General features: G+C 63.0%; 26 protein-coding genes and 1 pseudogene. 10 read left to right on the top strand and 17 right to left on the bottom strand.

Features of this window, described 5'->3' with window-relative positions:
• Positions 1-9: 9 nt before the first annotated feature.
• The 8 genes from tsaE to NKI35_RS27420 form a co-directional block, all read right to left on the bottom strand.
• Positions 10-1,521: a tRNA (adenosine(37)-N6)-threonylcarbamoyltransferase complex ATPase subunit type 1 TsaE gene (tsaE, locus tag NKI35_RS27455; RefSeq protein ID WP_352741928.1), complete on the bottom strand. Its 1,512-nt coding sequence runs from the start codon at positions 1,519-1,521 to the stop codon at positions 10-12.
• 8 nt (positions 1,522-1,529) lie between these two features.
• Positions 1,530-4,094 (bottom strand): sensor histidine kinase, encoded by a 2,565-nt coding sequence (locus tag NKI35_RS27450; RefSeq protein WP_023672300.1) that lies wholly within the window; start codon positions 4,092-4,094, stop codon positions 1,530-1,532.
• A 307-nt stretch (positions 4,095-4,401) separates the two neighbouring features.
• On the bottom strand, positions 4,402-5,802 hold the full coding sequence (gene ahcY / locus NKI35_RS27445; protein WP_023681401.1) for an adenosylhomocysteinase: 1,401 nt from the start codon (positions 5,800-5,802) through the stop codon (positions 4,402-4,404).
• Positions 5,803-6,007: 205 nt separating this feature from the next.
• Positions 6,008-6,298, bottom strand: coding sequence for an HPr family phosphocarrier protein (locus NKI35_RS27440; protein ID WP_023672303.1), 291 nt, complete (start codon positions 6,296-6,298; stop codon positions 6,008-6,010).
• On the bottom strand, positions 6,295-6,696 hold the full coding sequence (locus tag NKI35_RS27435) for a PTS sugar transporter subunit IIA (protein ID WP_023672304.1): 402 nt from the start codon (positions 6,694-6,696) through the stop codon (positions 6,295-6,297). The genes NKI35_RS27440 and NKI35_RS27435 overlap by 4 nt, the downstream gene beginning before the upstream one ends.
• Before the next feature lie 164 nt (positions 6,697-6,860).
• Complete coding sequence (locus tag NKI35_RS27430) at positions 6,861-7,322, bottom strand: HPr kinase/phosphorylase (RefSeq protein WP_352595151.1); 462 nt, start codon at positions 7,320-7,322, stop codon at positions 6,861-6,863.
• A gap of 12 nt (positions 7,323-7,334) precedes the next feature.
• Positions 7,335-9,116, bottom strand: a complete 1,782-nt coding sequence (locus tag NKI35_RS27425) for a sensor histidine kinase (RefSeq protein ID WP_023672307.1) — start codon at positions 9,114-9,116, stop codon at positions 7,335-7,337.
• 84 nt (positions 9,117-9,200) lie between these two features.
• A complete protein-coding gene (locus NKI35_RS27420) occupies positions 9,201-9,902 on the bottom strand; it encodes a response regulator transcription factor (RefSeq protein ID WP_010912942.1) in 702 nt (233 codons plus the stop codon).
• 346 nt (positions 9,903-10,248) lie between these two features.
• Here NKI35_RS27420 and NKI35_RS27415 point away from each other — a divergent pair, with 346 nt between their 5' ends.
• The 4 genes from NKI35_RS27415 to NKI35_RS27400 all read left to right on the top strand — a co-directional run bounded on the left by NKI35_RS27415 (position 10,249) and on the right by NKI35_RS27400 (position 14,417).
• A complete protein-coding gene (locus NKI35_RS27415) occupies positions 10,249-11,859 on the top strand; it encodes a phosphoenolpyruvate carboxykinase (protein WP_023672308.1) in 1,611 nt (536 codons plus the stop codon).
• Between the two features lie 86 nt (positions 11,860-11,945).
• On the top strand, positions 11,946-12,380 hold the full coding sequence (gene arfB, locus NKI35_RS27410) for an alternative ribosome rescue aminoacyl-tRNA hydrolase ArfB (RefSeq protein WP_023672309.1): 435 nt from the start codon (positions 11,946-11,948) through the stop codon (positions 12,378-12,380).
• Between the two features lie 153 nt (positions 12,381-12,533).
• Positions 12,534-13,163, top strand: a complete 630-nt coding sequence (locus NKI35_RS27405; protein ID WP_023681406.1) for an alpha-ketoglutarate-dependent dioxygenase AlkB family protein — start codon at positions 12,534-12,536, stop codon at positions 13,161-13,163.
• A gap of 123 nt (positions 13,164-13,286) precedes the next feature.
• A complete protein-coding gene (locus NKI35_RS27400) occupies positions 13,287-14,417 on the top strand; it encodes a phosphatase PAP2 family protein (RefSeq protein WP_352741926.1) in 1,131 nt (376 codons plus the stop codon).
• Here the strand turns inward: NKI35_RS27400 and coaA are convergent.
• From coaA to hisB, 9 genes are all read right to left on the bottom strand, one after another.
• Positions 14,404-15,363 carry a type I pantothenate kinase gene (gene coaA, locus NKI35_RS27395; protein WP_023672313.1) on the bottom strand — a complete coding sequence of 320 codons (960 nt, stop codon included), beginning with the start codon at positions 15,361-15,363 and terminating at the stop codon, positions 14,404-14,406. The two genes, NKI35_RS27400 and coaA, sit on opposite strands and share 14 nt — an antisense overlap.
• A gap of 132 nt (positions 15,364-15,495) precedes the next feature.
• The gene (locus tag NKI35_RS27390; protein ID WP_352653149.1) at positions 15,496-15,819 is read right to left on the bottom strand and encodes a phosphoribosyl-ATP diphosphatase; all 324 of its coding nucleotides are present in this window, start codon (positions 15,817-15,819) and stop codon (positions 15,496-15,498) included.
• Positions 15,820-15,827: 8 nt separating this feature from the next.
• On the bottom strand, positions 15,828-16,634 hold the full coding sequence (gene hisF, locus NKI35_RS27385; protein WP_023687423.1) for an imidazole glycerol phosphate synthase subunit HisF: 807 nt from the start codon (positions 16,632-16,634) through the stop codon (positions 15,828-15,830).
• Positions 16,631-17,467, bottom strand: coding sequence for an arginase family protein (locus NKI35_RS27380; protein ID WP_352653147.1), 837 nt, complete (start codon positions 17,465-17,467; stop codon positions 16,631-16,633). The genes hisF and NKI35_RS27380 overlap by 4 nt, the downstream gene beginning before the upstream one ends.
• Positions 17,464-18,210: a 1-(5-phosphoribosyl)-5-[(5-phosphoribosylamino)methylideneamino]imidazole-4-carboxamide isomerase gene (gene hisA, locus NKI35_RS27375; RefSeq protein WP_352519343.1), complete on the bottom strand. Its 747-nt coding sequence runs from the start codon at positions 18,208-18,210 to the stop codon at positions 17,464-17,466. The genes NKI35_RS27380 and hisA overlap by 4 nt, the downstream gene beginning before the upstream one ends.
• A gap of 3 nt (positions 18,211-18,213) precedes the next feature.
• Complete coding sequence (locus NKI35_RS27370; protein ID WP_023672318.1) at positions 18,214-18,504, bottom strand: DUF1330 domain-containing protein; 291 nt, start codon at positions 18,502-18,504, stop codon at positions 18,214-18,216.
• A gap of 1 nt (position 18,505) precedes the next feature.
• Complete coding sequence (gene hisH / locus NKI35_RS27365; protein ID WP_023695990.1) at positions 18,506-19,156, bottom strand: imidazole glycerol phosphate synthase subunit HisH; 651 nt, start codon at positions 19,154-19,156, stop codon at positions 18,506-18,508.
• Between the two features lies 1 nt (position 19,157).
• The gene (locus NKI35_RS27360) at positions 19,158-19,634 is read right to left on the bottom strand and encodes a DUF2628 domain-containing protein (protein ID WP_023695989.1); all 477 of its coding nucleotides are present in this window, start codon (positions 19,632-19,634) and stop codon (positions 19,158-19,160) included.
• 4 nt (positions 19,635-19,638) lie between these two features.
• A complete protein-coding gene (hisB, locus tag NKI35_RS27355; RefSeq protein ID WP_023672321.1) occupies positions 19,639-20,238 on the bottom strand; it encodes an imidazoleglycerol-phosphate dehydratase HisB in 600 nt (199 codons plus the stop codon).
• A gap of 236 nt (positions 20,239-20,474) precedes the next feature.
• Here hisB and hslV point away from each other — a divergent pair, with 236 nt between their 5' ends.
• From hslV to NKI35_RS27325, 6 genes and pseudogenes are all read left to right on the top strand, one after another.
• Positions 20,475-21,026 (top strand): ATP-dependent protease subunit HslV, encoded by a 552-nt coding sequence (gene hslV, locus NKI35_RS27350; protein WP_023672322.1) that lies wholly within the window; start codon positions 20,475-20,477, stop codon positions 21,024-21,026.
• Positions 21,016-21,543 carry a GNAT family N-acetyltransferase gene (locus NKI35_RS27345; protein ID WP_352463450.1) on the top strand — a complete coding sequence of 176 codons (528 nt, stop codon included), beginning with the start codon at positions 21,016-21,018 and terminating at the stop codon, positions 21,541-21,543. The genes hslV and NKI35_RS27345 overlap by 11 nt, the downstream gene beginning before the upstream one ends.
• Before the next feature lie 4 nt (positions 21,544-21,547).
• On the top strand, positions 21,548-22,147 hold the full coding sequence (locus NKI35_RS27340) for a DUF2585 domain-containing protein (protein ID WP_352741923.1): 600 nt from the start codon (positions 21,548-21,550) through the stop codon (positions 22,145-22,147).
• A gap of 4 nt (positions 22,148-22,151) precedes the next feature.
• Positions 22,152-23,465, top strand: coding sequence for an ATP-dependent protease ATPase subunit HslU (gene hslU / locus NKI35_RS27335; protein WP_023703756.1), 1,314 nt, complete (start codon positions 22,152-22,154; stop codon positions 23,463-23,465).
• Positions 23,466-23,739: 274 nt separating this feature from the next.
• Complete coding sequence (locus NKI35_RS27330) at positions 23,740-24,696, top strand: DUF1402 family protein (protein WP_352463452.1); 957 nt, start codon at positions 23,740-23,742, stop codon at positions 24,694-24,696.
• Between the two features lie 91 nt (positions 24,697-24,787).
• Positions 24,788-25,088: pseudogene (locus NKI35_RS27325) on the top strand (IS4 family transposase); the annotation flags it as partial.

Genomic DNA, 25,088 nt, shown 5'->3' with positions numbered 1-25,088 from the left:
TGGTCAAGGTCACGGGAGCCGTTCCTCCAGCAGGCCATGTGCCATGTAAAACTCCTTCAACTGAGCCAGCGCCGGGTGCGCCAGCGCCCGCCTGAGATAATCGCGGATGCGCGGCAGGTGTCGGAGATAATAGGGCTTGCCGTCGCGCTTTTCGAGCCGCACGAAAATGCCGAGGATCTTCGAATTGCGCTGCGCCGCCATGATCGCATAGGCCGCGCGGAAGGCGTCCTCATCGAAGCCGCCGGCGGCGTGGCGCGCAGCGACATAGGCGTCCACGGTCCGCTGCTCGATATCGGGCGAAACGGTGACGCGGGCATCCATGGCCAGCGACGCAACGTCATAGGCCGCCGGACCCATCAGCGCGTCCTGGACATCGACGATGCCCAGCCGGTCGTGGCCTTTGCGGTCACCGCGCCAGATGATGTTGGGCGAATGGAAGTCGCGCAGCATCAGCGTGTATTCCTGTGTGTCCAGCCGATCGAGAACCGCGTTCCATTCCCTGTGATAGCCGGCGCGTAAAGCCTCGCTTGCCGGGCTGCCGGTCACCATCGGCACATACCAATCGACCAAGAGATCGGCTTCGATCAGCATGGCGGCGCGATCGAAGGGCGGCACCTCGTGGAAGACGCCCGGCACGGCCTCCATGCGCTGCGGCCAGGTCTTCCCATGCATCATCGCCAGCAATTCGGCCGCTGCCGCGTAGCGCTCGGCCACCGGCTCATCATTGCCGTCGAGAAAACCTTCCGAGCCCAGATGCTCCAGCAGCAGAAAGCCCCGTTCGAGATCCTCGGCATGGATTTTTGGGACACTGACACCTTGCGCCAGCAGCGCCTTGTCGATGGCGACGAAAGCGGTGACCGACTGCGCCGTGTGGGCGATCACGGCATAGGGCTTGCCGTCCCGCACCGGCGGCCCCAGCACCAGCCGCGGCGAATTCATCAGCACGCGCGGCGCAAGGCCGGCGAGCGAAACAATCTCGTAAGAGCGCGCCGAGGCGTCGCCGACGAAATGGCGCCGCGCGGCGTCGCCCCAACCGGCCGTTTTGAGGAAATCGCGCATCGCCAGCGATCGCGCCACGCGTTCGAAGGCAACGCCTTGGCCCGATAGTTTCGCCAATCGTCCTTCGTCCTGATGGACGAGTTCGATCCAGATCGACGTTCTCGGAAAAGCGGCCTCCGCCCGTTCCGGCCACTCGACAAGGGCAGCGCCCTGCAGCAGCGCCTCGTCGAAACCCAGCTCGTCCATCTCGCCGGCCGAGGACAGGCGATAGAGATCGAAATGGTGCACGGGGATGCGCGTGTCGTAGCTTTGCACCAAGGTGAAGGTAGGGCTCGGCACATCGAGGCCGGCATCATCGGCCAGCGCCCTGATCAGGGCCCGCGCCAGCGTCGACTTGCCGGCGCCGAGATCGCCCTTGAGCGCCAGCACGTCGCCCGGCCGCAGCGCCATGGCCAGGTCTTCGCCGAGCCTTGCGGTCGCAGCCTCGTCGGCGAGAAAACGCTCCGGCACAACAACAGTCATCGAGCGCGCTACTCGGCCGCGGCGCGGATGCCCGACGGTGCATCGGGGAAGGTGCAGATGACGGTGGTGCCCTTGTCCTTGCCGGTCTCGATGCGCACGCTGCCGCCGTGCAGCTCGACAAAGCTCTTGACGATCGACAGGCCTAAGCCCGCACCGCGCCGGCGCCCGCCATTGGTGCGCGGCTCAAAGCGGCGGAACACCGAATCGAGCAGGTCCGGCGGCATGCCGGGGCCGTTGTCATGGACGGAGAATTCCACACCTTGCTCCAAATGCCGGCAGGCAAGCGTGATAGTGCTCGCCTCCGGCGCGTAATTGGCCGCGTTGCTGAGCAGATTGTACAGGATCTGGCGAACCCGGGTCTCGTCGCCGTGAAAACTCTTCGGCGCCGCAGCGGCATCGATCCGGAGCTTGATCGAATGCTCTTGCAGCCGGTCGGCGACCAGTTCGGCCGCGGCCTCGATGGTGCGCTCGACGCTTACCTCCGAAATGTCGAGCTGCATGATGCCGGCGTCGACGGTGGCGAGGTCGAGTATGTCGTTGACGATGGTGAGCAGCACCGAGGATGACGAGCCGACATGCTCGACATATTCGCGCTGCTTTGGGCTGAGCGGTCCGGTCGCCGGCAGCGACAGAAGCTCGGTGAAGCCGATGATGTTGGTCAGCGGCGAGCGCAGCTCGTAGGAGACGTGCTGCACGAACTCGTTCTTCAGCTGGTCGGATTTCTGCAGCGCTTCGTTCTTGTCCTTCAGCGCGCGCTCGACATTGACGCTGTCGGTGACGTCCACAAAGGTCATCATCACCTGGCCGTTGGGCAGCGGGATGACGGCGTAGCTGAGCACGGTGCCGTTCTTCAGTTCGGTCTGGCCATGGCGGTCGCGGCGCTCGTCGTCGAAACCGGTGATGGCGGCGACGAACCCGCCCCACGGGCTGTCGACGGCGCGCTGGTCGCTGAGATCGCGGATCGCCGAGACATGGACGTTGGGCTTGATCACATCTTGGCTAAGTCCCCACAGCGCGACAAAGGCCGGGTTCGACAGGCGCAGCCGCCCATCGGGACCGAACACCGCGACGCCTTCGGCCAGATTGTCGAGCGTTTCGCCCTGGACCCGCACCGCCGTCTGGTAGCGGCTTTCCAGGTCCATCTTCTCGGTCAGGTTCTCGAACACCCAGGTCACGCCGCCCTTCGGCTGCGGGTTGGCCACCACGCGGATGGTCTTGCCGTCGGGCAGATGCCACCAATGCTCTTGCGATTCCACCGCGCGGTAGGCACCAAGCAGGCCTTCTTTCCAGCGCCGCCATTCCGGCTGCTCGGCGATCTTGCCTTCGCTGCGCAGCCGGTCGAGCAGCAGCGCATTGTCGGGCGCGCTGTGCAGGAAGCCCGGGTCCAGCCCCCACAGTTTCTGGAACGCCTGGTTGAAGAAGCGCAACTTCTCGTTGGCATCGAAGATCGCCACCGCCGTGTTGAGCTGGTCGAGCGTGTCGGCATGGCTGCGCACCGTGCGCTCATATTCGCCGCGAATGGTTTCGGTGGCGCTGGTGTCGCAGGCAAGGCCGGCCGAGCCGTCGGCACCGGCGAAGTCGGTGACGGCGAACACGCGGCGGTCGCCCTCGATCACTGTCGACAGCGTTTGTTCGAAGATTGGGCGCGATTTGTGCTGCGCGGCGATCTGTTCGCGCGCCTGGGCGCCGAGGAATTCCTTGGCTTCGCGCACCGCGGTCTCGGCGTTCGGTGCCTCGACCGCTCCGGCATAGGCACGGTTGACCCATTTCAGCCGCCCGTCGGTGGCGCGCAGCCAGGCCGGCATCGGCAAGGCGTCGAGCAGGCCGATCATGGTCTCGTAGTCGGCGGCCAGACGCTGGTTCTCGATCTTCAGCCTGGCTTGGCTCCTCTGAGTTTCCGACAGCGAGACGAAGCGCACCAGCACATGCGCGGCGCTCTTGCGGCCATGCACTTCAAGCGGCGCCCCGGCCTGCGATTCGATCACGAGATCAAAGGGTTTCGCTTTCTCGCGCAGACCAGCGACGGCATTTTCGAGCGCCGCCGCCGAGCGCGGCATCAGCCAGCGGCCGAAGGCGAGGAAGGCTGCACGGTCGTCCGGCGCACCGCTTTCCAGCGGCAGCGTGCCGATCAGCTCCGGCTTCTTGTTCTCCGACGCCCAGACGATGACGCGCTGGTCACGCAGATTGAGCAGCGCCTCGGAGCGCTGCAGCGCCGCATTGATGTCGGCAATGCGGGCTCTGAGTTCGACATTCTGCGCCGAGGTGCGGGCTCTTTCGCGGATCAGGAAGATGGCCGAGACCAGTGCCGCGCCCATGACGCCGACGAACATGGCGAGCTGGATGACTTCGACCGCGCTGACCGACAGTCCGGCCTTCTGCGCAATGGCCGGCTCGGCATGGGCGGCAAACGAGGTGAGCGGGCCGGCAAGAGCTGAGGTGGCAAGAAAGCCGGCGGTGCGGGCGCCAACGCGCCTCTTCAGGCCACCGCCTGTCGTGACGGAGCCATTGCTATCGGAATCGTCATGGCCGCCGGAAACGGCCGATCCCGCGCGAGGCGGGTTTTCCCCCGGCATGCCTTGGTCCTCTTCGCCGCCTGAATGCAAGACCGCCTAGATCAGGATCACGTTTGATGAAACGCCCTTCTGACCTAACTCTTTTCTAAAGAGCATGATCTTTTCCGAAAACCGCTTCCCACTTTTCGCTGACGCGGTCCTTCGGTTCGAATCATGCTCTCGATGCGTACGCCGGCCTCGTCCCCGGCCCACGAATCAGCACAATAGCGCGTGCTGGAATCGGCGTGAAGAATCATCCGCGCAAAAAAGAAGCCGGGCGAAAAGTCAATCGCCCGGCTTCAATATCTAGTGGTAAACGCCGCTTTGGCTAATAGCGGTAGTGTTCCGGCTTGAACGGACCCTGCGGGGTCACGCCGATATAGGCGGCCTGTTCGCCGGAAAGTTCGGTCAGGCGGGCTCCAAGCTTGTCGAGATGCAGACGCGCCACCTTCTCGTCGAGGTGCTTGGGCAGCACATAGACCTGGTTCTGGTACTGGCCGGGCTTGGTGTAGAGCTCGATCTGCGCCAGCACCTGATTGGTGAACGAAGCCGACATCACGAAGCTCGGATGACCGGTCGCGTTGCCGAGGTTGAGCAGGCGCCCCTCGGACAGCAGGATCATCCGCTTGCCGTCCGGGAAGGTTATCATGTCGACCTGCGGCTTGACGTTGGTCCATTGCAGGTTGCGCAGCGACGCGACCTGGATCTCATTGTCGAAGTGGCCAATATTGCCGACGATCACCATGTCCTTCATCGAGCGCATGTGGTCGAGGGTGACCACATCCTTGTTGCCGGTGGTGGTGATGACGATGTCGGCGGTCGGTGCGGCATCTTCCAGCGTGACGACTTCAAAGCCGTCCATCGCCGCCTGCAGCGCGCAGATCGGATCGACTTCGGTGACCTTGACGCGGGCGCCGGCGCCCTTGAGCGAAGCCGACGAGCCCTTGCCGACGTCGCCATAGCCGCAGACGACCGCAACCTTGCCGGCCATCATGGTGTCGGTGCCGCGGCGGATGCCGTCGACCAGCGATTCCTTGCAGCCATATTTGTTGTCGAACTTCGACTTGGTGACCGAGTCGTTGACGTTGATCGCCGGGAAGGGCAGCAGGCCCTTCTTCTGCAGCTGGTAGAGTCGGTTGACACCCGTGGTCGTCTCTTCGGTGACGCCGCGGATGGCTTCCTTCTGCTTGGTGAAGAACCCGGGCGAAGCCTTCAGCCGCTTCTTGACCTGGGCGTAGAAGTATTCCTCTTCCTCGCTCTGCGGGTTGGACAGCACGTCCTCGCCGGCTTCGGCGCGGGCGCCGATCAGTATGTACATGGTGGCGTCGCCGCCATCGTCGAGGATCATGTTGGAGAGGCCCCCATCGGCCCACTGGAAGATCCTGTCGGTGTAGTCCCAATACTCCTCGAGCGACTCGCCCTTGACGGCGAACACCGGGATGCCGGCCTCGGCGATGGCTGCGGCCGCATGGTCCTGGGTCGAGAAGATGTTGCACGAGGCCCAACGGATATCGGCGCCAAGCGCCTTCAGCGTCTCGATCAGCACCGCGGTCTGGATGGTCATGTGCAGCGATCCGGTGATGCGCGCACCTTTCAACGGCTTCTTGTCGCCGAATTCCTCGCGGCAGGCCATCAGGCCCGGCATTTCGGTTTCGGCGATATCGAGTTCCTTGCGGCCCCAGCCGGCAAGCGAGATGTCGGCGACCACATAGTCCTTGCTACCTGTCATGGCAGTGCTCCGGTGTGATTTGTCTTCAGAATGCGCCTGCGCCACACGGCGCGTCGAAGGGCGCGGAATGCCGGCCTGACTAGCAGATCGCCGCCAAGACGACAATGGGATATAAAGAAATCTTTATGCGCGTATGTGTTTACGGGGATGCATGCCGCCCAAAAGTATCCCGCGGTTTGGGGCAACGGCGTTCAAAGCAAAAACTTCAGCACTCTTCGCCGAAGCGCGAGGCGACCAGCTGCTCCAGCGCGTCCATCGCCGCTGCGGCTTCAGCGCCACTGGCGGTGACGCGGATCGAATAACCGGGGCTCGCCGCCAGCATCATCAGCCCCATGATCGAGGTGCCGCCGACCTTGAGACCATCCTTCTCGACATGGACGGTGGCGTCGAAGCCGCTGGCGACCTGGACGAACTTCGCCGAGGCGCGCGCATGCAGGCCGCGCTGGTTGACGATCGGGAACTCGCGCACGATCTCACCGGGCGACAGCGCGTTCATTTGCTGCTCAGCAGCTGACTTGCGACGTTGATGTATTTGCGCCCCGCGGCCTGCGCCTCGTCGAGCGCGGTCGCCATGTTGTCGCCCTTGCGGATCGATGACAGCTTGATCAGCATCGGCAGGTTCATGCCGGCGATGACCTCGGTGCGACCGGATTCCATCACCGAAATGGCGAGGTTGGAAGGCGTGCCGCCGAACATATCGGTCAGAACGATGACCCCGGTCCCGGTGTCGACGCGGCCGACGGCGTCGACGATATCGCGCCGACGCTGCTCCATATCGTCATCGGCGCCGATTGCCACGGTTTCGAAATTGTCTTGTGGCCCCACGACATGTTCCACGGCATGGCGGAACTCGGCGGCCAGTTGACCGTGCGTTACAAGCACGAGTCCGATCATTCTATGGTGGCTCCCGTCATCGCCGCTTCACAGGCGCTTTTTATGCTCGCCGGCCATCCCAGGCGGCGGGAGCGCTATCTTGTCGACGCGCGGCGCGTTGACAAGCCCAAAATTGCGTCAGCCATGGCCAATTTGACGCATTGCAGCAAAAAACCGGCGGCGGATCATACGAAAGGCGCAATCGCGAGCCGCGCCATTACCGCCGGCAAAGCCGCAGTGACGTTGCGCTGAACGAGGTCGATGCGCGGCACCACACAGCCGGCAATGGTCGCGGTCGACTCTTCCTGGAAACGCGCGATCGCGTCTGCGGAAACCATCCGGATTGCCAGGTCGATGACCCCCACAGGTTGGAACAAAAGCGGCTTCGGACCAAGCCCGGGCACCTCTGCGAGGCCGGCAATGCTGGCGGGCGCATGGCAGACCAGCCGCCCGAAACGCGCCGCGACAAACAGCTGGTCGTCGCCGATCAGCCGCGCAAACAGCCCGAGCCGGCTGAAATGGTCGATGAGCGCCAGCGCCAGCGTTGTCTTGCCCGAGCCGGACGGCCCGGTGATCAGGACGCCCCGCTCGCCAATCAGGACTGCGGTGGCATGGATGTTCTCGGGTTCCGCGGTGGGATCGGGCATGCGCAGCCGCGATCAGCCTTCGGCCGGCAGCGTAACGACGAAGCGCGCGCCCTTGATGTCGCCGGGCTTGGTGCCGGGGATGTTCTCGGCGGTCAGCGTGCCGCCATGGGCTTCGACGATCTGCCTGGATATCGACAGGCCAAGCCCCGAATTCTGGCCGAACGCCTCGCCCGCCGGGCGGTCGGTGTAGAAGCGCTCGAAGATGCGGTCGATGGCGTCGGCGCGGATTCCGGGGCCGTTGTCGTCGACGGTGACGATGTTGACCTTGCCCGAGCGTGCCAGGGAAATGGCGATATGGCCGTGGTCCTCCGGCACGAAGGAGCGGGCATTCTCGATCAGATTGGTGATGACCTGGCCGATCCTCAGATCATGGCCGGTGACGAAATAGCCTTTGACGCCTTGCGGCAGCTTGGCGGCCTTGAATTCGATCTCGACAGCCTTTTTGTTGCGCGTCGCTTCGCGCGACACGGCGACGAGATCGGTAATGAATTTCTTCAAATCGACCGTGGCGGCATCCTCACGCGCCAGTTCGGCGTCGAGGCGCGAGGCATCGGAAATGTCGGTGATCAGCCGGTCGAGACGCCGGACATCGTGCTGGATGATCTCCATCAGCCTGCCGCGTGAATTGTCGTTCTTGGCCAGCGGCAAGGTCTCCACCGCGCTGCGCAGCGAGGTCAGCGGGTTCTTCAGCTCGTGCGAGACATCGGCGGCGAAGCTTTCGATCGCCTCGATGCGGGCATAGAGCGCATTGGTCATGTCGCGCACCGCGACCGACAAATTGCCGATCTCGTCCTGGCGGTCGGAAAAGTCGGGGATCTCCTCGCGGCTCTTGACGCCGCGCCGCACCCGCACTGCCGCCGCCGATAGCCGGCGCAGCGGATTGGCGATGGTGGATGCGAGCAGCATCGACAGGATGGCGGTGACCAGGGCGGCGATGCCGAACACGCGCAAAATAGCCTTGCGCTCGGCGGCGACGATCTTGTCGATGTCGCCGCCTTCCGTCGACAGCATCAGCACGCCGAGAACGGCGCGGAAGCGCTGGATCGGCACCGCCACCGAAACGATCTGCTCGCCTTGTTCGCTCACCCGCACGATCGTCGATGGACTGCCGGTCAGCGCCTTGACCACTTCCGGGAAGGCCGCACCGTTGCCGCCGGGCTGCTCATGGTAGACGGGCAGGTCCTTGTTGCGGAAGAAGTCGAAGACGAATTTCTGCACGCGCTCCAGCATATCCGGCTGCTCGTCCTCGACCGGCGGCAGGTCGTAGCGCAGGATCTGGCCGCGCGAATAGAGATGGCGCGAATCGAGCAGCAGATTGGCGTCGCGGTCATAGATGCGGGCCCGGGTGCGCGTCGGCGAAATCAGCCGCCGCAGCACCGGCGCGACGCGCTCGGGATTGATCGGGAAATCCAGATTGTCGAGCTGGTCTGAGCCCGGCCCCAGGCTTTCACCGGCCTGCAGTTCGAGCAGTTTTTCCGGATCGATGCTGATCGAATCGGTCTCGACCGTTGCCGACGCGGCAATGGCGCCGGCGATGATCTCGCCCTGCGTCATCAGGCTTTCGACGCGGGCGTCGATCAGCCCGTCGCGGAAGGTGTTGAGATAGAGGATGCCGGTGACCAGCACGGCGAGGCCGGCCAGGTTGAGGAACAGGATGCGCCGGGTCAGGCTGGAAAAGATGTGGTGGCCGAGGAAGCGGCGCATCGGCACCGTCAACCTCGACAGGAATGCGGGCAGAATCCGCGACCGCCTGACAGCGCTCGTTCGTCTGCTCCGCTGTACATCCACTGCCATCGAATAGCAGCTCCCGCCTAGTCTTTGGTTTTATGCATGTCGTCGTCCCAAAAACGCGACCACTTTTGGGCGACATGCATCAACTCAAGCTTCGCGGAACCGGTATCCGACTCCGTAAAGGGTTTCGATCATTTCGAAGTCGTCATCGACGGCCTTGAACTTCTTGCGCAGCCGCTTGATGTGGCTATCGATGGTGCGGTCGTCGACATAGACCTGCTCATCATAGGCCGAATCCATCAGCGCATCACGGCTTTTTACCACGCCGGGGCGCTGCGCCAGCGAGTGCAGGATGAGAAATTCGGTGACCGTCAGCGTCACCGGCTCGCCCTTCCAGGTGCAGGTATGGCGTTCCTGGTCCATGACCAGCTGGCCGCGTTCCAGCGAACGGGCCTGCTGGCTGGGCGCCTTTGCCGCAGCTTCGCGGGCGCTGGCGCGGCGCAGCACGGCGCGCACCCGCTCGACCAGCAGGCGCTGCGAGAACGGTTTGCGGATGAAATCGTCGGCGCCCATCTTGAGGCCGAAAAGCTCATCGATCTCATCGTCCTTCGAGGTCAGGAAGATCACCGGTAGGTCGGACTTCTGCCGCATCCGGCGCAACAGCTCCATGCCGTCCATGCGCGGCATCTTGATGTCGAGGATGGCGAGATTCGGCGGCCGCGCCGCCAGGCCTTCCAGCGCCGACGCACCATCCGTGTAGGTCTCGACGCGATACCCCTCGGACTCGAGGGCGATCGACACCGATGTCAGAATGTTGCGGTCGTCATCGACAAGCGCGATTGTTGCCATTTCAAGCGGCTCCCTCATGAGCTGTCCCTTCTGTCTTAGAGAAGGGGCTTTTGCAGGACAAATTAGGTACAAAATGTGGCACAGGCTCCACCCGCTGTCGCGGACGGCTTGCCGGCGGCCCCATCGGAACCTCTACACGGGTTGGACGAACACTGTGTGCCAATCCTTTGGGCAACCACTGTGATTTTTTGCACATATAAACGATTTAAACAACTTTCAAAATTTTTAAATCGATTAATGATTTGATATCATTCGAGTTTTCTGGTTCTCACCGTCTCAGCCCCTAACGCGGGCTCGCCGGAAACGCGCCGGCAAAGTGCGGCGAATCCAGAAGAAGGGACCCTTGATGTCGGAAGTCGGCAAACGCAATTCTGCTTGCGCGATCGATCGTATCGGCCTGAAAACCACCGGCACGGTGCATTATAATTTTGGTGCGGCCGCCCTTTATGAGGCAGCGATCCGTCGTGGCGAGGCCCGGTTGACCGCCGGCGGCGCGCTGCTTGCCGAGACCGGCCAGCACACTGGCCGCTCGCCCAAGGACAAGTTTGTCGTCCGCGATGGCGCCACCGAGCCCCATGTCTGGTGGGACAACAACAAGGCGATTTCGGCGGGCCAGTTCGAAATGCTGCTCGCCGATTTCCTTGTCCACGCCGCGAATAGCGATCTCTATGTGCAGGACCTCGTCGGCGGCGCCGATGCCGAGCTGAAGCTGCCGACGCGGGTCATCACCGAATTCGCCTGGCACTCGCTGTTCATCCGCAATCTTTTGATCCGCCCGCAGGCCGCCGAGCTCGAGGATTTCGTGCCGGAGATGACGATCATCGACCTGCCGTCCTTCCGCGCCGATCCGGCCCGCCACGGCAGCCGCACCGAAACGGTGATTGCGGTCGATCTCACCCGCAAGATCGTGCTCATCGGCGGCACTTCCTATGCCGGCGAGATGAAGAAATCGGTGTTCACCATGCTCAACTATCTGCTGCCGGAAAAGGGCGTCATGCCGATGCACTGCTCGGCCAATGAGGGCCCGGGCGGCGACGCAGCGATCTTCTTCGGGCTTTCCGGGACGGGCAAGACGACGCTGTCGGCCGATCCGTCACGTACGCTCATCGGCGACGACGAGCACGGCTGGGGACCGCACGGCATCTTCAACTTCGAAGGCGGCTGCTACGCCAAGACGATCCGGCTGTCGGCCGAGGCCGAGCCGGAGATTTTCGCCACCACGCAGCGTTTCGGCACGGTGCTGGAAAATGTCGTGCTCGACGCCGACCGCGTGCCGGACTTCAACGACGGCCGGCTCACCGAAAACACGCGCTGCGCCTATCCGCTGGATTTCATCCCCAATGCCTCGAAGAGCGGACGGGCCAGCCACCCGAAAAACATCATCATGCTGACCGCCGATGCCTTCGGCATCATGCCGCCGATCGCACGGCTGACCCCGGCGCAGGCGATGTACCACTTCCTCTCCGGCTACACCGCCAAGGTGGCCGGCACCGAGAAGGGCGTTACCGAGCCGGAAGCGACGTTCTCGACCTGCTTCGGCGCCCCGTTCATGCCGCGCCACCCCAAGGAATACGGCAATCTGCTGCGCGAGCTGATCGCCCGCCACGGCGCCGATTGCTGGCTGGTCAACACCGGCTGGACCGGCGGCGCCTACGGCACCGGCAAGCGCATGCCGATCAAGGCGACGCGCGCCTTGCTGGCCGCAGCGCTTGACGGTTCGCTGAAGGCGTCCGGTTTCCGCACCGACGCCAATTTCGGCTTCGAGGTGCCGGTTGCTGTGCCTGGCGTCGACAGCGCCATTCTCGACCCGCGTTCGACCTGGGCCGACAAGGCAGCCTATGACCGGCAGGCAGCGCGATTGGTCGGCATGTTCGCCGTCAACTTCGAGAAATTCGAGAGCCATGTCGATGCCGTCGTGCTCGGCGCAGCACCCCGCCTGCAGGAAGCTGCGGAATAGTCGAGGCGTCTTCACCGAAGCATCCTTGAAAGGCGCGATCTCGATCGGGCCTTTTCTTTTTTGGTCCGCCGCGCCATGACTGCGGCATGCCTATCGACGACATCATCATATCAGACGAAGCCGTAATCCATCCGGGCGACCTGCACGAGGATTTCATCCGCTCGTCGGGTCCCGGCGGCCAGAACGTCAACAAGGTGGCGACCGCCGTCCAATTGCGCTTCGACGCCGCCAATGCGGCTGGCCTGTCCGAACGCGTGCGCGCGCGCACGATCAAGCTCGCCGGCCAGCGCGCCACCAAGGACGGCGTCATCGTCATCGAGGCCGGCCGCTTCCGCACCCAGGAGCAGAACCGGGCCGATGCCCGGGCAAGGCTGACGGCGCTGGTCGCCAAGGCCGCGGAACCGCCGCCGCCGCCGCGCAAGAAGACCAGGCCGTCGAAAGGCTCGGTGGAGCGGCGGCTGCAAAGCAAGGCAGGGCGCGGCACGATCAAAAAGCTGCGCGGCCGGGTAGAGAACGACTAAGGACCGCGCCGACTGCGTGCATAAAGCGGCCTCCCCTGCCGCAGCCGCAAGGTTTCACCATTGCCACAGAAAGGGAGGCCGACAACGGTGGCTTTCGGGTCGCCGTTTCTGATTGGCGGTGGCATGGTTTCAGTATCAACCGGAGGCGAAGTCATGCTCGTTCTGCCCAAAGGCGTCCGCCACATGCCTGGTTATCTGTCCCGCGCGGCGCAGGAAGCGCTGGTCGAAGAGGTGAGGACCATTGTACAGCGGGCGCCGCTGTACGTGCCGGCGATGCCGCGGACCGGCAAGGAGATGAGCGTGCGCATGACCAATTGCGGCACGCTCGGCTGGGTCACTGACAAGGAGCTGGGCTATCGCTACCAGCCAACGCACCCACTCACCGGAGAGCCATGGCCGCCGATCCCGGACGCGCTGCTGCAATTGTGGCGGGAGGTCGCCGCCTATCCGAATCCGCCGGAGGCCTGCCTGGTCAATTTCTATACGCAGGACGCCAAAATGGGTCTGCACCAGGATCGCGACGAAGCCGATTTCTCGGCCCCAGTGGTCTCCGTGTCACTTGGCGACGATTGCCTGTTCCGGGTCGGCCAAGTGACGGGCAGGGGGGCCACACGCGACGGCGGTACCAAATCGTTCCGCCTGAAAAGCGGCGACGTCGTCGTGCTCGGCGGCGAAGGCCGGCTCTGCTTCCACGGCGTCGACCGCATCTATCCGTCGACCTCGGCGCTGCTGAAAAATGGCGGCCGGATCAATCTGACGCTGCGGCGGGTGACCTTGCCTTGAAGAGGTGAGAGTGCATTCTTGCACTTACTGAACCACTGACCTTGCGAATAAAAGTCCCTAACGGAATTTAAGGTTTCGGCCGCTAGTCTGCGCCAAAACGTCATCATTCCCGGTGTGGATACCATGCTCGAAATCGAAGTGATTTGGCGCTACATTCGAAATGCCGCATGGCGCACGGTTTCGATCGCCCGCTCGGATGCATCGCTCTACCTGTTCATTGGCATCTACACTGCAACGGGGCTGGGGTTTCTGGCTTGGGTCGGCGCGCTCCATCGCACCGCATACCAGACCTACGTGCCGATATGGCTTATGGTTTTCGGTTTCGTGCTGCCGGCGGTATCGCTTCTCCTGGAAACCGGCTGGCTTTTGCATCGATTTGAGCGTCGGCGGAAATTTGCTGCGGGCAAGATGTTCTCAGCCGAGCGGATGGCGGTTCTCTTTTCCGGCATATGTCTGTTGATGGGCATCATGATTTTCCAAAGCACCTTCACCTCGGTCAAGAACGGCATGTCCGTCCTGTGGAAAGGTTTCCCCTATGATCGCGCCTTGGCAGATATCGATGCCTATCTGCATTTCGGCACTGATCCGTGGCGATGGCTCTACGTTATCGGCAAGCATGACTGGGTACGGGAATCCGTCGGATGGAACTACGACATGCTGTGGTTCATCATTTGCTACAGCATGCTGTTTTTCATGGTCACGTCACCACGCACCACGCATCTGAAGAGACGCTATGTGCTGTCCTTCATGGTGGTGTGGGTAGTCGTCGGAAACATCCTGGCCGGGCTGTTCATGTCGGCCGGACCGGCGTTCTACGGCTATGTCACCGGCGATGTGCCACGCTTCGGTGAACAGCTTTCGTTTCTTGCGCAAAGCCCGTCGGCGAGTTCCGCCGCCGTGTACCAGCAGTATCTGTGGACGCTCCAGACCGAGGGTGTGACTGGACTCGCGTCGGGAATATCGGCATTTCCAAGCGTTCATGTCGCCTTGATCACCCTGAATGCGGTGTATACCTGGGAGTACGACCAGCGGTTGGGCGCCATCGCATTTCTGTATGTCGCCTTCATAGTCGCGAGTTCGGTCTATCTTGGTTGGCACTATGCGATCGATGGTTATGCGGCGGTCGCGCTCACGATCGTCCTATGTGCGGCCGTCCGCAAGCTGGTACCCGACGGCGAAATCCTGATGCCAGGCCCGGCCCGGCAATCGGCGGCTGGCGGCAGCCGCCCGGAGGCGGCCGTCACAGTTTCCTGAGCGCCACTTCCTCGACCAGATGATTGGCGCCCTTGCGCAGGATGAGGTCGGCCCGCGCTCGTGTCGGCACGATGTTCTCGCGCAGGTTTTTCAGGTTGATGTTGGCCCACAAGCCTTCCGCAATGGCACGCGCGGCGTCTTCCGAAAGCTGCGAATAGCGGTGGAAGAAGGAGTCCGGATTGCGGAAGGCCGTCTCGCGCAGGCGCATGAAGCGGGCGATGTACCATTGGTGGATCAGCTTTTCGTCGGCGTCGATATAAATGGCGAAATCGAAGAAATCCGACAGGAACGGCACTATCTTGCCGTCCTTCGGCAATTTGCCGGGTTGCAGAACGTTGATGCCTTCGAAGATCAGAATGTCGGGCCGGTCGATGGTGACGAACTCGCCGGGGATGACGTCATAGGTCAAATGCGAATAGACGGGCGCGCGGACATTGCGCTGGGCCGACTTGATGCCCGAGAGGAAACGCAGCAGCGCACCGACATCGTAGCTGTCGGGAAAGCCCTTGCGCTCCATCAGATTGTCGCGTCGCAACACCTTGTTGGGCAGCAGGAACCCGTCGGTAGTGATGAGATCGACCTTGGGGCTCGACGGCCAGCGCGCCAGAAGCTCCTTCAGCACGCGCGCCGTGGTCGATTTGCCGACCGCAACCGAACCGGCAATGCCGATGATGAACGGTGTCTTGACCACATCCAGCGCGTTGAAGAAGGCCTGGCGCTGGCGAAACAGCAGCTGGCTGGCCTCGACATGCGCCGAAAGCAGCCGCGAGAGCGACAGATAGATGCGCTTGACTTCTTCCAGGTCGACCGGATCGTTCAACGAGCGCAGACGGTTGATCTCGTCTTCGCCCAGCGTCATCGGCGTGTCGGCGCGGAAGTTCGACCATTGCTCGGCCGAGAAGAAACGATAGGGGGAATATTTCTCGGTCGGAGCGAGCTGGTCCATCGAGTTTCCTGCCCTCTAGAGCATGATGCCGAAAAGTGTGAAGCGGTTTTCGGGCGACATCATGCTCCCTCTGTCAATTTAGAGACGGATTCAGATTTCAGGCCTCGGCCCGAAATCATCCGGCTCTAGCGGTCAGCCTTTCGGCCGGGATGCCTTTTCAGTGACGCCCGAACGGCCGGTGCGGCCCTCAAGCTCCTTCAGCACCTCGCCCAGCGAAACGCCGGCGATGCCAAGCACGACGAGCCAATGATATATGAGATCGGCACTTTCGGAAACGAGGGCTTTCTCGTCGCCCTTGACGGCGGCAATGACGGTCTCGACTGCCTCTTCACCAAGCTTCTGCGCCGCCTTGTCGATGCCTTTGGCGAACAGTTTTGCCGTCCACGAGTCCGGGTCGCCGGAACGGGCGCGTTCGCCAATGATCGTTTCCAGATCGGACAGCGAAAATTCAGCCATGGCGCAGTCTACAGCCTTTGTGGAGTGGATTGAACCGGATAGTCCAGCCGCATCGGCAGCCCGGCCTCGGCCATATGCGCCTTGGCTTCCGTAATCGTGTAAGTGCCGAAATGGAAGATCGAGGCGGCGAGCACGGCGCCGGCATGGCCGTCGCGAATGCCCTCGACCAGATGATCGAGCGTGCCGACGCCGCCCGACGCGATCACCGGCGCGCGCACCGCATCCGCTATCGCGCGGGTCAGCGCAATGTCGTAACCGGCCTTGGTGCCGTCACGGTCCATCGAGGTCAAAAGAATCTCGCCGGCGCCGCGATCGACCATCTTTCGCGCAAACTCGACCGCATCGATGCCGGTCTTTTCACGGCCGCCATGGGTGAAGATCTCCCAGCGGTCGGCTTCATTGGGTGCCGACACCTTCTTGGCGTCGATGGCGACGACAATGCACTGGTTGCCGAACTTGTCGGCGGCTTCCGCGACGAAATCGGGGTTCTTCACCGCCGCAGTGTTGATCGACACCTTGTCGGCGCCGGCCAGCAACAGTTTGCGAATATCGGCCACCTGGCGCACGCCGCCGCCGACGGTCAGCGGCATGAAGCATTGTTCGGCGGTGCGGGCGACGACGTCGAAGATGGTTTCACGGTTGTCGGACGACGCGGTGATATCGAGAAAGCAAAGCTCGTCAGCGCCGGCCGCGTCATAGGCTTTGGCCGCCTCGACCGGATCACCGGCATCGATGAGGTCGACGAAATTGACGCCCTTGACGACGCGGCCGTTCTTGACGTCGAGGCAAGGGATGACTCGGGCCTTCAGCATCAGCCCTTCTCCATCGTCGCCAGCAACTCGCTGAGCAGTTCGCCGACCAGCGGCGGAACCTCGGCCTGCGCATCGAACGCCGGATCGTAGGCGGAAATGGTGATGCCGGAAATCGGCAGCAGGCCGGCCATGCCGCAGACAGCCTGGCGCAGCTGTTTCGGCTCCGGGCCGCCGGGCGTGGTGTAGCGGTTGACCTGCAGCGCCCCGGGGTCGTGCACGTCGAGATCGAGATGCAGGTGCACCCGCTTCGCATCCGGCGCCTTCAGCCTGCCGCTCGCCGTCGCCCAGTCCGGGCATTCGGTGCGGATGACCGGCAACGTCTTCAACAGCTCCGTTTCGGCCGGATCGAGATCGCGCGCGTTGACCAGCACGCAGCGCGCCGGATCGATCGGCCTGAAGCCGGGGATGGCCGAGGCCATCGGCTTCCAGCACAGGCCGAGAACCGTGGCCAGCGCCATGCCGTCGAGAAAGCCGAAGATGGACGTCTCCGGCGTGTTGAGATCGCCATGCTGGTCGGCCCAGATGATCGCATCGGCATCCTCGCCGGCAACCGCACCGGCCGATGTCAGGCAATTGCCGGCCAGCACGATGGGAAACCGGCCGCGGTCTATGGCGATGCGGACCTCGCCGGAGACGGCACCGCACACGGCAAAGCCGGTGGCGATCTCGCGCTGTTGTTCGTCGCCAACCCTGCCGATATCGGTGACGACGACGTCATGCCCGGAGAGCGTCAGCGCGTCGACAAGCCCGCCGGCGACGAGTGCATCCGGGCCTCGGCCCATGCCGCCGTGATAGTGGCCGCTGTCATAGGAGGCCAGGATGATGGAGATTTTCACGGCCGGGTCTCCATCGCCTTGCCCTGCAGCACCGCCAGCGCCTCGGCCGGGTCGATGCGCCCGTCATAGAGCGCGCGACCGGAGATGGCGCCTTCGAGTTTCTTTGCGTCGGGCATGGTCATGCGCACGATGTCGGCGATCGAGGCCAGCCCGCCCGAGGCGATGACCGGGATCGACACCGCATTGGCAAGGTCGATGGTGGCATCCCAGTTGATGCCGGTCAGAACGCCGTCGCGGTCGATATCGGTGTAGATGATGGCGGCAACGCCGGCGCCCTCGAATTTCCGCGCCAGTTCGATGACGCCGAGGCTGGAGGCCTCGGCCCAGCCTTCGACCGCCACCTTGCCGCCCTTGGCATCGATGCCCACGGCGATCTTTCCAGGAAATTCCTTGCAGGCTTCCCGGACCAGGTCGGGATCGCGCACCGCCACCGTGCCGAGGATGACGCGGGCCAGCCCGCGGTCGAGCCAGTCCTCGATCTGCGCCAGCGTGCGGATGCCGCCGCCGAGCTGCACCGGGTTTTTCGTCGCCTTGAGGATGGCGCCGACCGCCGCGCTGTTGACGCTCTGGCCCTTGAAGGCGCCGTTGAGGTCGACGACATGCAGCCATTCAAACCCTTGCTCTTCGAAGGCCTTGGCCTGGGCCGCAGGGTCGTCATTGTAGATGGTCGCGGTCGCCATATCGCCGTGCTTCAGCCGCACGCACTTGCCGTCCTTGAGGTCGATGGCCGGAAACAGGATCACCGTTCAGACCCCTTCCACAATGGCGAAATGCGAGGTCGAATAAGCGCGCCGGAATTTCAGCGCTGCCTGGTATTCGGGGGAATGGAAGCAAGCCAGCGCGACCTCGTAGCTTTCGAACTCGACGATCACATGGCGATTGCCGGATGGCCCTTCCGGGCTTGACGACTGACCGCCTCGCGTCAGGAATTTCGCGCCGTATTTGTCGAACGCCGCTTTGTTGGCGGCGATGTATTTCGGATAGTTTTCCGGATCGGTCACATCGACCATCGCCATCCAGTAGCCCTTCTTGCTCATCTCAAGGCCTCCAGCGCAGGAAGTTGGTGATCAGTGCCAGGCCGAGCGCCTGGCTCTTTTCCGGATGGAATTGCATGCCGGCAAGGTTACCGCGCGCGACCGCCGCCGTTACCGGGCCGCCATAATCGGCGACGGCCAGCACTTCGTCCGGCCTTGTCGCGTCGAGATGGTAGGAATGAACGAAATAGGCGTGCAGACCCTTGGGCCCGGTCGCAATACCCGAAAACAGCGGGTGCTTGCGCTCCAGATCGATGGTGTTCCAGCCGATTTGCGGGATCTTCAGTGCCGGATCGGCGGGCGTGATCTCCTTGACGTCGCCGGCAATCCAGCCGAAGCCCTTGGTCACGGTCTTTTCCAGGCCGCGCTCCGACATCAGCTGCATGCCGACGCAGATGCCGAGGAACGGCCGCGCCTTGGCGATCGCTACCTCTTCCACCGCTTCCCACATGCCGGCGACGCCGCGCAGGCCCGCCGCGCAATCGGCATAGGCGCCGACGCCGGGCAAAACGATGCGGTCGGCGCTGCGCACCCGCTCGGCGTCGGCGGTCAGCTCGATGGCAGCGGCAATGCCGGCTTCATGCGCGGCGCGCTCGAAGGCCTTGGTGGCCGAGCGCAGATTGCCCGACCCGTAATCGATGATGGCAACCCGCATCTCAGGCTTTTCCCGGCGTATGGCTCAGGCCCAGCGTCAGCCCGGTCTGCGTCGGCCGGGCCAGGCTGGCGTCCGGCACGATGCGCGGCAGCGGCGCCGGCTCGTCGGCAAGCGCCTCGGCGTCCAGTGTCTGGCGGATGTCGGCATCGTCAGGATTGTCGGCTTCGACGACGCCCCATTCATGCCAGCCGCGGCAGCGCAGCGCTGCGATCCGCAGCCCTTGGCCTTCCAGCCCGATATAGAGCGAGACCAGTAAAGACAGTGCGGAGCCGGCCCAGTCCAGTCCCAGCCATTGGCCGAGCACCGAGATGAGCCCCATGGCGACGAAGGCGAGCGCGGCCTCGATCCACAGCCTGTGCCAGGCGAGCCACAGCGGCGCCACCAGGAAAGCCAGCCAGGAAAAACCGTCGCGGACCAAAACGGTTGCGTCGGCCGCCTCGGTGCGGCCTGGCGGTTCCATCACGACATAGATGGCCATCAGCCTACCCTTTCAGAGATCCCTTGGTGGAGGGAACCGCTTCCGGCTGGCGCGGGTCGCGCTCCAGTGCGAAACGCAGCGCGCGCGCCACCGCCTTGAAGCAGGTTTCGGCAATATGGTGATTGTTGGCGCCATAATGGTTGGTGACATGCAGCGTGATACCGGCATTCTGCGCCAGCGCCTGGAAGAATTCACGCACCAGTTCGGTGTCGAACGTGCCGATCTTGGGCGACGAGAAGGCGACATTCCAGACCAGGAACGGACGGCCCGACACGTCGATCGCGGCCCGCGTCAGCGTCTCGTCCATGGCAAGGTCGACAGAGGCGTAGCGCATGATGCCGCGCCGCTCGCCCAGCGCCTTGGCCAGCGCCTGGCCGATCGCAATGCCGGTGTCCTCGACCGTGTGGTGGTCGTCAATGTGCAGGTCGCCCTTGGCCTTCACCGTGATGTCGATCAGCGAGTGGCGCGACAGCTGGTCCAGCATGTGGTCGAAGAAGCCGACGCCGCTCGACATGTCGGATTTTCCGGTGCCGTCGACATGGACCGAGACGCTGATCTCGGTTTCCTTGGTCTTGCGGCTGACTTCGGCGGAACGGGACGCCATTACCTTGTCCTTGGCTGAGGGGTTCGAAACTCAAGACGGGGTTCCAAGCTGTCATTTGCTTGAAAACGAAAGCCTTCTAGCAGCATGATCCGGCGATTGCCAGTTGCGATGCGGACAGCCACCGGCCATGGCGGACGCCGTTTGCAATCACCCGCCCCATGCATACATATGGCCGATCGAAATCACTCTACCGCGCGCCAATCGCCTTATCGGGATCGCGCGAATCGGAGCTAAAAATGTCGAATGAACTGAGCATGCACGCCACGACCATCGTGACGGTGCGCAAGGGCAACAAGGTGGTGATCGCCGGCGACGGCCAGGTCAGCCTTGGCCAGACCATCATGAAAGGCAATGCCAAAAAGGTGCGCCGCATCGGCAAAGGCGGCAATGTCATTGCGGGTTTCGCCGGCGCCACGGCGGATGCTTTCACCCTTCTGGAGCGGCTGGAAGCCAAGCTCGAACAATATCCCGACCAGTTGACGCGCGCCTGCGTCGAGCTCGCCAAGGACTGGCGCACCGACCGTTATCTGCGCCGGCTGGAAGCGATGATGCTGGTGGCCGACAAGTCGGTTTCGCTGGCGCTCACCGGCACCGGCGACGTGCTGGAGCCCGAATTCGGCGTCATGGCCATCGGTTCCGGCGGCAACTATGCGCTGGCCGCTGCCCGCGCGCTGATGGATAGCGACAAGGATGCCGAGGAGATCGCCCGCAAGGCGATGCAGATCGCCTCCGACATTTGCGTCTACACCAACAACAACTTTGTTGTCGAAACGCTCGATGCCGGCTAACCCGCCGGTGCTCTATGATTTTCGACCGGTTACCGAAAAAGACCTGCCGATGATCGCCGGCTGGCTGGCCGAGCCGCATGTCGCCGAATGGTGGGACGATCCGGAGACGGAAATCGCCGAAATCGGGGAGCACATCGACTCTATTTCTGTAGAGCCGCTGATCGTCGAGCTCGACGGCAGGCCGATCGCCTATCTGCAGAGCTACGATCCGCATCTGGAAGACGGCCATCCCTATGCCGACCAGCCGTTCGGCACGCTCGGCATCGACCTGTCGATCGGCGTGCCGGACCTGGTTAGCAAAGGTCATGGCTCGGCGATCGTCAGGCAATTCGTCGAGCAACTGTTCGAGGAAGGCGCGCCGCGCGTCATCATCGATCCGCATCCCGACAATGGCCGCGCCATCCGCGCCTATGAAAAGGCGGGCTTCAGGGCTATCGGTCGCAGACACTCTAGATATGGGGACGTCGTGCTGATGGCTGTCGATGCCAAAGACAGCGACGCGGAAGAAGGGGAATGAGTTGATGGCGACACCGGGCACTGCCAAAAATTACTCGGCCTACGAAGACAGCTGGCGGATGGGGCTTCTGCTCGTGCTCGCTCTGCTCATCTTCCAAGCCGGCGCGCTTTACGGCATGGGCCGCACGCCGATCTGCACCTGCGGTTACGTCAAACTCTGGCACGGTGTGGTGAACAGTTCGGAGAATTCCCAGCATATTTCCGACTGGTACACGTTCTCGCACATCATCCACGGCTTCCTGCTCTACGCCTTGGCCTGGTTCCTGTTCCCGCGCTCGCCAATCGGTCTGCGCCTGGCATTCGCCGTCGTCATCGAGGGCGGCTGGGAACTCCTGGAAAACAGCCCGTTCATCATCGAGCGCTACCGCGCCGGCACCATCTCGCTGGATTACTATGGCGACTCGATCATCAATTCAGTGTCCGACACGCTGGCCATGGCTCTGGGATTTGTGATGGCGCGAAAGCTACCTATATGGAGCATCGTCGGCCTCGCCCTCATCTTCGAACTGGGTGTCGGCTACCTCATCCGGGACAATCTGACGCTCAACGTGATCATGCTGCTGCATCCGTTCGAGTCCATCAAGCAGTGGCAAAGTGGAATCTAGTGATATGACCACCTTCTCTCCCCGTGAAATCGTTTCGGAACTCGACCGCTTCATCATCGGCCAGAAGGACGCCAAGCGCGCCGTGGCCATTGCCTTGCGCAACCGCTGGCGCCGCCAGCAGCTGGAAGGCCAGATGCGCGAAGAGGTGATGCCGAAGAACATCCTGATGATCGGCCCGACCGGCGTCGGCAAGACCGAGATCTCGCGCCGCCTGGCGCGACTCGCCGGTGCGCCCTTCGTCAAGGTCGAGGCCACCAAGTTCACCGAAGTCGGCTATGTCGGCCGCGATGTCGAGCAGATCATCCGCGACCTGGTCGAGATCGCCATCGGCCTGGTGCGCGAGAAGATGCGCGAGGACGTGAAGGCGCGCGCGCACCTCAATGCCGAGGAGCGCGTGCTGGAAGCCCTGGTCGGCAAGACGGCGAGCCCGGCGACCCGCGATTCCTTCCGCAAGAAGCTGCGCGACGGCGAGCTCGACGAAAAGGAGATCGAGATCGAGGTTGCCGACACCGGCACCGGCGGCATGCCCGGCTTCGAGATCCCCGGCATGCCGGGCGCTAATATCGGCGTGCTCAACATCAACGACATGCTGTCGAAGGCGATGGGTGGCAAGAAGACCAAGGCGCGCAAGACGACGGTCAAGGAGTCCTACGCGCTGTTGGTCAACGACGAGTCCGACAAGCTGCTCGACCAAGACGAGGTGGTGCGCCGGGCGCTCGACGCGACCGAAAATGACGGCATCGTCTTCCTCGACGAGATCGACAAGATCGCCTCGCGCGAAGGCGGCATGGGCGCCGGCGTCTCGCGCGAAGGCGTGCAGCGCGACCTGCTGCCGCTGATCGAAGGCACGACGGTGGCGACCAAATACGGACCGTTGAAGACCGACCACATACTGTTCATCGCCTCGGGCGCCTTCCATGTCTCCAAGCCGTCCGACCTGTTGCCGGAATTGCAGGGCCGCCTGCCGATCCGTGTCGAGTTGCGGGCGCTGGAGAAGGACGATTTCATTCGCATCCTCACCGAGACCGAGGCCAGCCTCATCAAGCAGTATATCGCGCTGATGAAGACCGAAGGCGTCGACCTCACCTTCACCGACGATGCCATCGATTCGCTGGCCGGCATCGCTGTCGACCTCAACGCTAGCGTCGAAAACATCGGAGCGAGACGCCTGCAGACGGTGATGGAGCGCGTGCTGGACGAGATCTCCTACGACGCGCCCGACCGCAACGGCACCAGCGTCGCCATCGATGCCGCCTATGTGGAAAAGCATGTCGGCGACCTCTCGCGAAACACAGATTTGTCGCGATTCATCCTTTAAACGAGGGCGCCGGTTCATCCGGCGCCGGTATTAGAGCGCCGCGCGTCCTTTGGACGCGCAAAGGTCGCTCTAGCAGTATTGAATCGACGTATCGGACTTTCCAAAAATCGGTTTCGATCTTTGGGCCGATGCTTAGGCAACAATCCGGCTAACAGGTTGATGTGTGGCCGGATGGTATCATCGGACCACCTTTCGTCTTGCCGGCTGCAGGGGCGCTCTCGACTCGACCGGGAGCTTTACCTAGTTTGCGCGGCAATTCTCTAGGCGGCGGCGCATGAAAAAACTGATCCTGCTCATTCTCGGCTTGACGCTGGCGGCGACGCTGTTCGCGGCTGACGCGGCGACATTGGTGCCGGCGGGCAACCGCAATGCCGTGCAACCTGACATACCGGGCGCCTCGAGCCGCCGCACCCAGGCGACCAACACCACTTTCCAAGCCAAATACCGCAAGGTCTACGCCTTGCTTCAGAACGACGCCGAACTGCGCGCCAAGATCAGGAAGGCCGCCGCTGCCTACGGCATCAATCCTTTGCACATCGTCGGCGCCATCGTCGGCGAGCACACCTACAATGTCGACGCCTACGACCGGCTGCAGACCTACTACGTCAAGGCGATCTCCTACCTCTCCAGCAAGCTGTCCTTCGCCTATGACGGCGAGGACATCACCGATTTCGTGCAGCGGCCGGAATTCAAGAAATGCACGATGTCGGACAGCTACGACCTGTGGGAATGCCGCGAGCAGGTGTGGAACCGATCCTTCCGCGGCAAGACCGTCGACGGCACCAGCTTTCCCAACGACCGCTTCGGCGCCACCTTCTTCCAGCCCTATTATGCCGGCCAGACCTTTGGCCTCGGCCAGCTCAACCCGCTGACCGCGCTGCAGATGAGCGATCTGGTGCACAAGGTGTCGGGGCTGCCCGAACTCGATGTCGGCGATCCCAATGGGGTCTACAAGACCATCATGGATCCGGATCTGACATTGCCCTACGTCGCAGCGACGATCAGGAAGTCGATCGACGCCTACAAAAACATTGCCGGCTTCGACATCTCAGGCAATCCGGGGCTGACCGCCACGCTCTACAATGTCGGCAATCCCGAGCAGCGCGCCTATGCGCTGAAAGCAGAGAACGACAAGCGCCGCGCGGCGGGTGAGACGGTCAAACTGCCGGAAGAGAATTATTACGGCTGGCTGGTCAACGACAAGCTGGACGAGCTGAAGGCGCTGTTTTAGCGGGCTTAGCTCAGCCGTCTACCTCCCCCTTTGTGGCATAGGCGCTAAGATAGGTATTGCCCTGCGGAATCGGGTGTGATTCTACACTGCGATGACACACGAATCGCTTGTTGATGACGGCTGGGCCGAGACGATTGAGCTTCTGGGCGGCGAAGAGTTGATCGCAGGAAGTGCCCGCGAGACGAAGGCGTTCCTGCGCCCGCGGGGCGTCAGGTCGGCGAGCGACCTGTTGCGCCTGACACTGGCTTACTGCCTTGGCAAGGTTGGCATGCGGGGCGTCGTGGCCTGGGCGGCGGCGAGCGGGATTGCCGACATTTCGGACGTGGCGTTGCTTGGCCGGCTGCGCAATGCAGGACCATGGCTGCAGCAGTTGATTGGGCACCTTTTGAAGC

Origin of the sequence: Mesorhizobium sp. M0676 (assembly GCF_040320535.1) — a bacterium.
GTDB lineage: Bacteria > Pseudomonadota > Alphaproteobacteria > Rhizobiales > Rhizobiaceae > Mesorhizobium.
Note: the sequence above shows the minus strand (reverse complement) of the source record. Positions and strands in the feature narration are given on the sequence as shown.